The organism is Mycobacterium sp. P2_H7, from assembly GCF_056403275.1.
On the sequence record NZ_JBFUFU010000021.1, the window covers coordinates 100,146 to 111,580 of the forward strand.

An 11,435-nucleotide genomic window follows, 5' to 3' on the forward strand; every position below is an offset into this window, starting at 1 on the left:
GAGGTCGGGTAGGTTGCTGGGCAGGCGCGCAGGAACGCCCGACGTCCGCTCGAAGGGGCTCAGCCCTCCTGCAGCAGTTCCTGACGCCGGCTGAATTGCCGGCTCAGCCGGCGGTGACCGACCTCTTCTCGGCCCGACTTCGCGGACACCGGGCTTGCGAGAGGAGGCCGTCATGGCCAGCACACTGCCCGACAACCCATCGCTCGACCGGATCCGTGTCGATGCGCGAACCCTGCAACGGGCGGTGCGCGCCGGCGACGCCGATGCCCGGGCGACGGTCGTACGCCACCATCTGCGGGCTGAGATCGCCCTGGCGCGAACCGATTTCGCTCTGCACGATGCCCAGCTGACGGTGGCGCGCGGCCACGGCTTCAGCGGCTGGCCCGCGCTGGTGCGGTATCTGCAGCTCGCCGCCGGCCTGAGCGTCGATCCCGGTTCCGTCGACGAGGACGCGCTGCCCCTGCCGGATCTGTTCTGCGCCATGGCCGCACTGCGCTACGACGGCGCTGACGCCCCACCGCGATGGCAGGCCGCTGCCGAACTGCTGACCGGGCAACCCGACCTGGTGGGCGGGCACATCTGGGCCGCCGCCGCGGCCGCCGATCCCGACGCGCTGCGGTATCACCTGCGTACCGGCGCCCCGGATGCCAAAGGTGGCCCGTACGGCTGGTCGCCGTTGATGTACCTGGCCTACAGCCGGGTTCCCGGAGCCGCGGTGGCGGCCGCCCGCCTCCTGCTCGACGCCGGCGCCGATCCCGACGGCGGCTATCTGTGGCGCGGGATGTCCACCCCGTTCACGGTGCTCACCGGGGTGTTCGGGGAGGGCGAACAGGGTGCCCGCAGACAGCCGCGGCACCCGCAGGCCGACGAACTGGCCACCCTGCTGCTGGAGCGCGGAGCGCACCCGGCCGACCAGCAGACGTTGTACAACAGGATGTTTCGTGCCGACGACGGGCACCTGCGGCTGCTCTTCGCCCACGGCCTGGCCGATGCCGCGCCGAGTCCCTGGGAGCGCCGCCTCGGTGAGGCGATGGAAACGCGGGCCCAGATGTGGCAGCGCCAGGTGCACTGGGCGGCCGAGCACGGCTTCGCCGACCGGCTGGCGCTCCTCGCCCGCCACGGCGTCGACACCTCCGCCGCGCGCCTGCGCCCCGTCACGTTTCCCGCCGACCCCAACCTGCATGATGACGACGGCGCCACCCCACTGCACCACGCGGCGTGGGACGGCGACCTGGCGCTCATCGCGCGGCTGCTGGCGGCGGGCGCCGACCCGGGTGTCACCGACGCTCGGTTCGGTGCCACACCGCTGGGCTGGGCCGAGCACGCCTACCAGAGCGAAGCCGCCGACCTGCTGCGCGGCGTAGGGAGCGGCTAGGCCTCGATCCGGATCCGCCCCGGCGAGTACAGCCCGGAGTGCGTCGCGGTGCCCAGCTCGATCTCGGCGGGCGCCGCATCGACGATGGTCTGGAACTGGCGCAGCGATCCCCAGTCCCGGCCCCAGTCCTTGTTCAGGTACGTCGCCATCAGGTGCGCCCGCAGCAGCAGGTCACTGATCCCGAGTAGGCCGCCGTTGATGCCGTCCTGCCAGGTGTCGGTGTCCTTCTGCTTGGCGTTGTAGTCCGGCGTGATGCGGTACTTGGGCACGTCGGTGACACCGTTGGCGTGCAGCATCGGCTGCTGGCACGGGAACGCCAGGCCGACGGCCCAGTCCAGCAGCACGGGCTGTTGGGACCCGATGTACTCCTGGATCGTCTTCATCTGCGGCACCCGCGGCGGGGTGATGGCCACCCAGTCACCCTGGGACAGCGACTTGTCCTCGGCCACCACACGAACGAACGTGGCGTCGGCCGGGATCTGGTCGCGGTCATACCGCAGGTTGCGCCACGACGGCAGTGGGCCGATGTCATACGGCGTCAGCCGTCCCGCGGCCACCGGAGCGCCGTCGGCCCCGGGCTTGCCGTACTCGAGCTGCACGGGCTGGCCCTGGGTGAGGCCGTTGAAGATGCTGTTGCCGGTGATGGTGCCGGCCGCGGTGACGACCACCAGCGGATGCGCGGCATCCCGCGGCGGCAGCTGGTACCAGGCTGAGGCCAACCGGGCCTCCTGCTGCGACGGACCCTCGGCGAAGCTGCCTGCCAGCGGCACCTTGGTCGGGTCCAGGCTGTAGGGCAGGGGCACGGTCGAGCCGTTGATCCCGGGGACCTTCAGCTTCACCGCCGCATCCCAGTCGTAGTCGGTGCCCGGCATCGGCAGGGACAGCCGGATCGCCTCGGCGACAATGTGATCCGGTACGCCGTTGGGCGCGAAGCCGACCGGCTTGACGCCGCCCAGCGGGCCCAGCGGGCCGTAGTCACCCGGTAACGCGGTCAGGAAACCCTCGTTGGGATCCGGCTCGACCAGCACGCTGTCGGCCAGCCCGCAGCCGCCCGCGAGCGCCTCGACGTTCGACGACGCATTCGTATAGGTGCCGTGCTGGCGCACCACACCGAACAGCATGGACGCCACGAACACGGTCACCATGAAGCCGGCCGCGATCGGCACGGGCGCGGCCGTCACCCACCGCACCACCCGGCTCTCGGGACGGTCGCGGGGCGCCAGGTGCAGCCAGAACGCCCACACCGCGGCAATCAGGAACAGCGCGAAGAAGATCGCGCTGACGGTGATCCCACCGATCGCGGGTTTGTCGTTGTTGAACGGCACCCCGTAGCTGGACACGTACCACCATCCGTTGGTGGTGGCGAAGCACAGCGCCAGCACGAACAGCACGGCCGCCGCGAACGCCATCCGGTTGCGCGCCGAACGCAGCACCACGCGCGAGGCGAGCACCGTCACCACCGCCGCCATGGCCGCGCCCACCGCGGCGAACAGGCCGAAGTGGTGGACCCACTTGGTGGGGGTGAACATCAGGCAGAACACGGTCGCGAAGATGATGCCCATCAGCCGCCACACCGGGCCGCGGGCAACCCCGGGAATCCGCTTGCGGCGCAACATGATGAACATCGAGGCGAACAGGCTCAGCGCCGTGATCATGAAGCCGAACCGGCGCGAGACCGAACCGTCCACCGTCGGCAGGATCAGGTAGTAGTAGCGCAGGTTCTCGGTGTACCACTCCTGGCTGGGCCCGATGGCGGTGCGAATCCTGGTGGCCTCCAACACCGTTGCCAGCGTCTGATCGGCGAACACGACGCACAGGATCACCGTGCCCGCAGCCAACAGTGGCAGGATCAGCGGCCACAGCCCGACCTGGCGGCGACGCCGCACCAGGATGCGCAGTACTGGGCGGCCACCGGCCAGCAGGGCGGCCACCGCGATCAGCCCGGTCGGCTGGATGCCGAGGGTGAACGCGGCCGAGATGATCGCCATCGCCGCAGGCGTGAGCCGGCCGGAGATGACGGCCCGTTCGATCAGCACGTAGGTGATCAGGGCGCCGGTGGCGATCTGGCCCTCCGGGCGCAGACCGTTGTTGAACGGCATCCATGCGCCCATCAGCACGAAACCCGCAGCCCACAGCGCGGGCCTGCTCGCGATGACGGCGGGCCCCAGCCGGGGCAGCACCTCACGTGAGAGCAGCAGCCAGCACACCAAGGCGCACAGCAGGTCCGGCAACCGCATCCAGATGCTGGCGTCGCTGATGTGGGTCATCAGGGCGAGCAGGTTGTAGAACCAGCCGAACGGGTCCTCCGGGCTGCCGAACCAGCGGAAGTAGTTCGACATGTAGCCGGCGTGGTCGGCGACGCGGGCCATCTGCAGGATGTAGCCGTCGTCGGACGAGTTGGCGCCGATCACATGCCACAGCAGGAACCCACCGACCACGACACCGTCCACCGGTGTCACCGTGCGCCAGCGGGTCGGGATGATCCGCTGCATACGGCGACCGTCGGTCTGGTCCAGCCGCCACAACGCGAACAGCGCCACCACGGTGGCCACGATGCCCAGCAGGATCGCGGCGAGCTTGAGTGCGGTGGGTTTGGTGGTGAACCGGGTGTCGATGGTCGCCGACAGCGAAAGCCCCTGCGGTGCAGGTCCGGTCAGGTCGGTGAACACCCCGACGATCGTCGGGCGCAGGTTCGGGTCCGGGAACCCGCTGCGCAGGTCCTTCCCGTCTGTGACACTCCCCGAGTCGCTGCGCTCTCCCCCGCTAGCGGGAGGTGCCCCCTGCCCGCCGGCACCAGCCACCCCGACAAAGGTCGCGAACGTGCCGTCCGCGGACGAGGTGATCTCGATGCGCTGGCACGCAGCGGCTTTCGCGCGCGGGACGCTGGCGATCACCACATTGCGGTCGGTGATGTCGACGCGGGAGGCGCTGACGTTGACGAACAACGCGTTGAGCGCGGCCTGCTTACCTGACTTGGGGGCGGTGCCCAGCACCAGCGCCCCGGCCGGCGGCACCGACCGGATCACGTCACACGGCACCGTCGCCGTCAGCTGGACCGGGGTCTGGGTGATCAGCGGGGCGGTGACGCTGTTCAGCTGGCCCGCCTGCGGCCAGTTCAGCGTCGCCGTGGTCTGCACCACCGGCAGCAGCGGGGTGGCCACCGCACACAGGAAGCCGATGAGCCCGGCGATGATCGCCACCCAGCGGGTGATCTTCATGTCTTCTTTCATGGGAGCGCCCTGATCGGTCCGGACCTACTCCAGCCGAACACCCGTTGGGTGCCCTCGTCGACGTGGGCGACCGGCGCCTGGGCCGGCGGCACCACCGGGTTGTAGCGCTCCAGCGAACCCCAGTCCCGATACCAGTCGTTGCGCAGGTACGTCGGGATGGTCGACGTGCGCAACAGCGCCTGGATGAACAGGAAGGGGCCACCCTTCTGGGCGGACTGCCACATGTTCGACGACACCACCACTTGTTTGACGTTGGGCAGGATGCGGTACTGCGGAAGCTCGGCGACGCCGAGGTGTTCGGCGAACGGCCGCTGGCACGGGAAGTTCGCGGCGGTGGCGATGTCCAGCATCACCGGGGTCTGCGAACCGAGGAACTGTTGCGCGGTCTGCAACTGGGGCACCCGCGGCGGGGTGAAGCCGAACCACTGGTCGTCCGAGAGGTTCGGGTCGTCGGCCACCAACCGTGCCACATTGGCCTCCGGCGGCGCCCATGCAAGCGGGAACCGCAGGTTACGCCAAGCGAATTGGGCGAAGACGTCGATCGGCTGCACCGAGTCCAGCGCCTGGTAGCTGCCGTCGGGACGGTGCACGCCCCACTGCAGTTTCAGCGACTGGCCGTAGTGGAACTCGCCTTCCTCGTCGTAGTACCAGATGGCGCCGGCCGCGGCGACGGTCACCAGGGGGCGATCGGCGCTGCGGGGCGGCAGCTGGTACCAGGATGAGGTGGCCTTGGCGGCGGTCGTGTTCTCCTTGTAGCTGCCCATCACGGGGGTGCGCGCGGGGTCGAGTCCGAACGGCAGGAACACATTCGAGCCGTTCACCCCGACGGGGCCGTAGCCGCCGCCGGTGCCCGCGGCGTACGCGATGCCGACGTTGGGCTTGTTGGGGGAACCGTCGGAGTTCACCGTGCCCGGGTTGGCGACCACGGGTTTGGGCGGTTCCAGGGTGTCGCTGATGCCGTTGGGGGTGAACCCGACCGGGTTCTCGCCGCCCAGCGGACCGTACTGGCCGTAGGTCTGGCCCGGAACCGGTTGCAGCGAACCGGCATTCGGGTCGGCCTCGACGAGGACGTCGTCGGCCATCGCACAGCTGGTGCCCGACAGTCCGGAGCGCAGCGCGCCCAGATTCGCCGACGCGGTGGTGTAGGCCGGGTAGCGCTGCACGAAACCCTTTGCCATGGAACCGGCTTCGAGCACCACCATGATGACGGCGACGATCAGCAGGGGCGTCGAGGCCAGGGCGCGGTTGCGGCCGGTGTTGGCCACCTCGGTGTGCCCGGCGTAGTCGATGCGGAAGTGCAGCCAGCCGGCGAGCACCGCGGTGATGATGGCCAGCGCCAGGAACATGGACGTGACGGGCGCCCCGGCCAACACCGGCTGCCGGTCGAACCAGGGCACCCCGTAGTTGCCGGTGTAGAACCAGCCGTTGATCCCCGAGGTCGCCCAGGCCAGCACGAACAGCAGCGCGGTCACATACAGCGCCAGGTTCCGCCGGCTGTGCAGGCCCACCCGCGCGAACGTGAAGGCGGTCACCGCGCCGAACGCACCGGAGATCCCGGCGAACGCACCGAACTGCACCGCCCACTTGGTCGGCGTGAAGGTCAGCAGCAGCAGACCCACCCCCGCGATGCCGATCAGCCGCCACGTCGGTCCGCTCGCCAGACCGGCGATCCGGCCCTTGCGCAGCAGCACGGCGATCATGCCGAACAGGCACAGCAGCAGCACCAGCACGGAGAACCGGCGGGTCAGGGAACCGTCGGTGCTGTCCTCCACCGTCAGGAAGTAGTAGCGCAGGAACTCCTGATACCAGGAGATCGTGGGGCCGACGGTGTACTTGATCCGCACAGCCTCGGCGACACCCGCCAGCGTCTGACTGCGGAACACCACGACCGCCAGCAGCGACGCCGCGGCGGCGAATGCGGCCAGCGCGGGCAGCACCGCGCGCCGGTCCCGGATCACGCTGATCACGGCCCGGGACCCGACCAGCAGCGGGGCCAGCACCAGGATGCCCTGCGGTGCCAGCGTCACGGTGAACACCGCGACCACGACGGCCGCAGCCGCGGGCCACAGCCGGCGCGACGCGATGGTGAATTCGGCGAGTGCCCACGCCGCCAGCACACCGAAGGCGATCAGCGGTTCGGGCCGCAGACCGTTGTTGAAGGGGAACCACGCCGCCAGGAACACCGCAGCAGACGTCCAGACGGCGATCCGGTTGACCGCCAGCTTGCGGCCCAGCCGCGGGATCAGCCAGCGGGACAACAGGATCCAGGTGCCGATGCCTGCCAACAGCGCGGGCAGGCGCATCCACACGCCGGCCGTGCTGATCGCGGCGAGGTGGCTGAGCACCGACTGATACCAGTCGAACGGGGCTTCCGAGGCGCCGAAGTAGCGGTAGTAGTTGGCGACGTAGCCGGCCTCGCCGGACACCCGGGCCATGGTCAGGTTGTAGCCGTCGTCGGAGGAGATCGCGCCGATCACGTGCCACACCAGCAGCCCGCCGATGACCGCGATATCGGCGATCCAGGTGGCGGGGCGGACCCGCCAGAACCGTCGCCACGCGCGCTCGATGCGGTGGCTGGTGCGGCGGTCCAGCACCGCCAACGCCCCGATCGAGATCAGCACGCTCAGCACGCCGAGGCCCATGACGGCGGCCTTGAGTGCGGTCGGTCTGGAGATGAAGCGGGTGTCGATGTCCACCCGGGCGCTCAGCCCGGCTTGGGCAACGATCTTGAGGTCGGTGTAGATCCCGGCGACCTGCGGTTTCTTCTCGATGGCCGCGGTGCCCGCCGCGCCGGGGATCCCGACGAAGTCGGCGCCGACGCCACCGCCGTTGGCCCAGATGTGCAGCGTGCTGCAGGCGCCCGAGTTGACGGCGGCGCGCGGCGCGACGGCGGTGACGGCATCGCGGAAGGCGACGAAGACGGTGTCGGTGGTGGCCCGGGCGAACAGCCCGTTACGGGTGGCGTCGATACCGCCGGGCGGAATCGTGGAGAACACCAGCCCACCGGAGGCCGGCAGGGTGGCGACGGCCTGGCAGGGGATGGACACATCGAGGGCCAGCGGCGCCCCGGAGACCAGCGGCGCCGTCAGGTTTCCGACGAATCCGTCAGCGGTGGGGGCTTGGGGCCAGGTGATGGTGGCGGTGGTCTGTTTGACCGGAAGTAGCGGGGTCAGCGCACACAGCAGCAGGCCGACGATGCCCGCGATGATGGCTACGAGTCGGGCAGTCCTGGCGGGCACGATGCTCGAGAGTAGGCGACGTAACTATGGGTGCCGCCCGGCGACCCGCGACGGTGCCCGAGTTTTGTGCGTGCTCTACGTGCGCCCGGCGGTGGAACGCGGACGGACGGGACCGAGCGCCGCCAGAGCGGCGTCGCCGCCGTAGTGGGCCAGCACCCGGTGATCCATGGTCCGCCGCCACAGCGGCGTGCACCAGGCCAGCACCAGCATCGTGCCGTACCCGTAGGGCAGCTGCGGTGCCTGATCGGACGGCCGCAGGGTCTGGTAGCGGCGCTGCGGGTTCGAGTGGTGGTCGGAGTGGCGCTGCAGGTGGAACAGGAAGACGTTGGCGATCAGTGTGTCGCTGTTCCAGGAGTGCTGCGGCCCGACCCGCTCATACCGGCCGCTGGCCAGCCGCTGGCGGCGCAGGCCGTAGTGCTCCAGATAGTTCACCGACTCCAGCAGGCACACCCCGATGACGGCCTGGCCGATCAGCCAGGGTGTGACGACGATGCCGAACCACACGTTGAGCCCGATGAACAGGCCGGCGCCCAGGAGCCAGGCGTTGATGACCTCGTTCTGAAGGAACCAGCGCAGGCTCCATTTGGAGGTCCCGGCCCGGCCCAGCCGCTCGCTCTCCAGGTTCCATGCCGACCGCACGCCGCCCACCACCGAGCGGGGGATGAAGTGGCAGAGCGCCTCCCCGAGGCGGGCGCTGGCCGGATCCTCGACCGTCGCGACCCGGACGTGGTGGCCGCGGTTGTGCTCCACGAAGAAGTGGCCGTAACCCGTCTGCGCCAGCGCGAGCTTGCACAGGCGGCGTTCGGCATTTGCCCGGCGGTGGCCGAGCTCGTGTGCGGCATTGATCGAGATGCCGCCCACGATCCCGACGGTGAGCATCAGGGCGGCCTTGTCCGCGGCGTGCATGGTGACCCAGCCGCCGCCGCTCCACAGCCAGCAGGCGAACACCAGCGACAGATATTGGTTGGGCAGATAGAGGTAAGTCACCCAGCGGTAGAAGGCGTCGTCCTCGAGCCACTCCAGGGTTTTCTCAGACGCGCGGGAATCGTCGCTTCCCACCAGGTGATCGACGACAGGGATGATGATGAAGGCCATGAGCGGACCCACCCACCAGAAAATTTCCTGTCCGGTCAGCTTGACCAGTAGCCACGCAAAGGGAACCAGGCCGGGAACAATGGCACCGAGCAACCAGAGGTATCGCTTCGCGTCACGCCATGTCGGCGCGCGGAGGCCCTCTTGATCTGCCACGTAAAGTCCTTGCCGGTCGGTTCGAGCTGTTTGCTGTAGAGACTATTTAACCTGGAATCTGACGCAACGCAAAGGCGGACGACGTCCAGGAACGTATTTGCTGAGAGGGCGTGTGTGACACTACCGCAGAATAAGTTGACGAGACGTAAATTTCTCGGCGCTGCCACCGGTATCGCCCTCGGTGGTGCCGGTGCCGGTGCGTACCTCCTCTCCCGTCCCGAACATCGTCCCGAAACGCGCAAGCATTACCGCGCGATCGTCATCGGCAGCGGGTACGGCGGAGGGGTCAGTGCGTTGCGGCTGGGACAGGCCGGTGTCGAGACCCTGGTGCTGGAGCGGGGCAGGCTGTGGGACACCCCCGACGCGGACGGCAAACGTTTCACCAAGATGTTGCCCGCAGACCACCGCGCGGGCTGGTTCGCCGATGTCCCGCCCAGCATCGTGACGTCGTTCCGGGGGGTGTCCATCGACGCGGTCGCCGCGCAGAACCCCGGTGCCCAGCCCAAGCAGGCCGGCATCTGTGAGAAGGACACCCACGGCGCCCACAACGTGTTCCGCGGTGTGGGGGTGGGTGGTGGCTCGATGGTGAACGCCGCCATCGCGGCCGTCCCGACCGCGGATCAGGTGCGCGCGGCCTTCCCCGACATCGATCCCGCCGAGTTCCTCGGCACCTATGTCGAACGGGCCAAGACGGCGCTGCGGATCAGCTACCGGAACATGGACTGGTTCGAGCAGACCCCGTACTTCCAGTACGCCAGGGTGGGCCGCATGTACGCCGAGACCGCCGGCTACAAGGTCGACTACAACGGCAGTGCGTATTCGTTCGACTACATGGTGCGTGAGGCCAACGGTGAGGTGCCGTTGTCGGCTCTGGATTGGGAGTGCCAGTTCGGCAACAACTACGGCCGCGACGGCAGCGTCGATGTGACCTACATCGCCGAGGCGGTCAAGACCGGGAAGGTGACGCTGCAACCGCTGACCGAGGTCACCGGGATCCGCCGGGAGCAATCCGGCGAGTACGTGGTGTCCACCCGGCGCATCGACCGATGGGGCGCCGAGCAGTCACGCGACGAATTCGGTTGTGATCAACTGCATCTCGCGGCGGGCGTGTTGGGCACCAACCAACTGCTGCTGCGGGCCCGCGAGACCGGTGCGCTGGCCGATCTGTCCGACGAGATCGGCCGCGGCTATGGCAACAACGGCGACGTGATGGTCGCGCACAACACCAAGGACACCGATCCGGTGGGCACCAAGCAGTCGCTGCTGGGCATGATCAACCTGGACGGCCGCGACGACCCGGAGAACCCGGTGTACGCCAGCATGTTCTCGCTGCCGCTCCCGGTGGAGACGAATGCGCTGGGGTACTACGTGATGGTCAAGACCGGCGACCGCTCCGACATCACCTTCGACAAGGCGTCGGATTCGATCACGATCGACTGGCCGCAGAGTCATACCGACCACCTGATCGAACGGGCCAAGATCGTCTTCGACAAGCTGACCCAGGCCAACGGCGTCGACTATCGCGATGACCTGTTCTCGGGACAGGCGTTCGCGCCCAACACCGTTCACCCGCTGGGGGGATGCGTGCGCGGCAAGGCCACCGACGCGTTCGGCAGGGTCAACGGGTACGACAACCTCTACGTCAACGACGCGTCCCTGATCCCCGGCTATATCGGCTGCAACCCGTACATGTCGATCACGGCACTGGCCGAACGCAACATCGAGGCGGTCCTGGCGGGCCGCCACTAGGTCACCCGGCTAGGGAGCTTCGGCGGGCAGCGGCGGGGCCGGTGCGTCCACGGGTGCCGGCGCCGGGGTTTCACCCGCCGCCGCGCCCGGCGGCTGGTAGTACGGGGTGTCCGGTTTGGGCACGTTGACCCCGAAATGCGCGTCCTCGTTCTGGCGGTCCGGACGGACACCGTCGATCATGTCGCGCAGCGGCGGCAGGTCGATCGGCTTGTCGGTGACCGGCGGCACGGCCGGAAGATTCATCGGCTGATCGGCGCGCTCCAGCGCAGGCGGAACCACGGCCTGCGCCACCTGGAAGGCCGCGTTGTTGAGGGCGGGATCGCCCATCGCCGGATTGGGCGGCAGGGCTCCGGGCGCCAGTGCGGTCAGCGGGTTGGCCCCGGGTGCCGTACTGCCCGGCAGGGCGCCGCCGTGCAGGCCCTGGTTCAGCATGGCCAGCTGTGGCCCGGCCACCGCGGCGAGCATCTGCAGCGGGTTGGGCGGCGGGGCGGCAGGTGCGGGTGGCGCGATGACCGTCACCGCGGCCGGGACCACCGGAGCGGCGGCGGGCGGGGGCAACTGCGGCGGTGCGGGCGGTGCCGCGGGGGGCGGGGC

General features: G+C 69.2%; 5 protein-coding genes and 1 pseudogene. 2 read left to right on the forward strand and 4 right to left on the reverse strand.

The window, feature by feature from the left end; genetic code table 11:
• The first annotated feature begins 172 nt into the window (after window positions 1-172).
• Complete coding sequence (locus AC1DY7_RS27670; RefSeq protein ID WP_477496948.1) at window positions 173-1,375, forward strand: ankyrin repeat domain-containing protein; 1,203 nt, start codon at window positions 173-175, stop codon at window positions 1,373-1,375.
• Here AC1DY7_RS27670 and AC1DY7_RS27675 read toward each other — a convergent pair.
• The 3 genes from AC1DY7_RS27675 to AC1DY7_RS27685 form a co-directional block, all read right to left on the reverse strand.
• Window positions 1,372-4,605: an arabinosyltransferase domain-containing protein gene (locus AC1DY7_RS27675; RefSeq protein WP_477496949.1), complete on the reverse strand. Its 3,234-nt coding sequence runs from the start codon at window positions 4,603-4,605 to the stop codon at window positions 1,372-1,374. The two genes, AC1DY7_RS27670 and AC1DY7_RS27675, sit on opposite strands and share 4 nt — an antisense overlap.
• Complete coding sequence (locus tag AC1DY7_RS27680; protein WP_477496950.1) at window positions 4,602-7,844, reverse strand: arabinosyltransferase domain-containing protein; 3,243 nt, start codon at window positions 7,842-7,844, stop codon at window positions 4,602-4,604. The genes AC1DY7_RS27675 and AC1DY7_RS27680 overlap by 4 nt, the downstream gene beginning before the upstream one ends.
• A 75-nt stretch (window positions 7,845-7,919) precedes the next feature.
• Window positions 7,920-9,092 carry an alkane 1-monooxygenase gene (locus AC1DY7_RS27685; protein WP_477496951.1) on the reverse strand — a complete coding sequence of 391 codons (1,173 nt, stop codon included), beginning with the start codon at window positions 9,090-9,092 and terminating at the stop codon, window positions 7,920-7,922.
• Between the two features lie 135 nt (window positions 9,093-9,227).
• Between AC1DY7_RS27685 and AC1DY7_RS27690 the strand changes: the two genes are divergently transcribed.
• The gene (locus tag AC1DY7_RS27690; RefSeq protein ID WP_477496952.1) at window positions 9,228-10,841 is read left to right on the forward strand and encodes a GMC oxidoreductase; all 1,614 of its coding nucleotides are present in this window, start codon (window positions 9,228-9,230) and stop codon (window positions 10,839-10,841) included.
• Between the two features lie 9 nt (window positions 10,842-10,850).
• Here AC1DY7_RS27690 and AC1DY7_RS27695 read toward each other — a convergent pair.
• A pseudogene (locus tag AC1DY7_RS27695) lies at window positions 10,851-11,435 on the reverse strand (hypothetical protein); the annotation flags it as partial.

What these genes read in the sequence shown, in the direction of transcription:
- AC1DY7_RS27670 (WP_477496948.1), top strand. Translation starts at nt 173, where the DNA reads ATGGCCAGCACACTGCCCGACAACCCATCGCTCGACCGGATCCGTGTC.
- AC1DY7_RS27675 (WP_477496949.1), bottom strand. Translation starts at nt 4,605, where the DNA reads ATGAAAGAAGACATGAAGATCACCCGCTGGGTGGCGATCATCGCCGGG.